The sequence below is a fragment of the Lentzea aerocolonigenes genome, from assembly GCF_000955955.1.
Classification (GTDB): Bacteria; Actinomycetota; Actinomycetes; order Mycobacteriales; family Pseudonocardiaceae; genus Lentzea; species Lentzea aerocolonigenes_A.
Window position 1 is genome coordinate 1 of the sequence record NZ_JYJG01000615.1, and the last position, 342, is coordinate 342.

At 68.1% G+C, this 342-nt stretch carries 1 pseudogene; it reads left to right on the forward strand.

The window, feature by feature from the left end:
* A pseudogene (locus UK23_RS47925) lies at positions 1-342 on the forward strand (poly(3-hydroxybutyrate) depolymerase); the annotation flags it as partial.

Below are 342 nucleotides of genomic sequence, written 5' to 3' on the forward strand. Positions count from 1 at the left end.
CCGGCGGAACCGACGGCTACAACTGGTCGTACTACGGCCTGCGCAAGCTCGCGGACGCGGCGAACAACGGCACGATCTTCGTGGCACCGCAGGGCAACGGCAACGGCTGGGCCAACCCCGGTGGGCAGGACCTGACGTTCATCGACGACATGATGAAGCAGCTGGAAGCGGGCCTGTGCGTCGACACGGCCCAGCGCTTCGCCGGTGGCTTCAGCTACGGCGGCGGCATGTCGTACGCGATCGCCTGCGCCCGCGCCAAGGTGTTCCGCGCGGTCGTGGCCTACTCGGGTGCCGAGCTCAGCGGTTGCAGTGGCGGCAACGATCCCATCGCCTACATGGGCA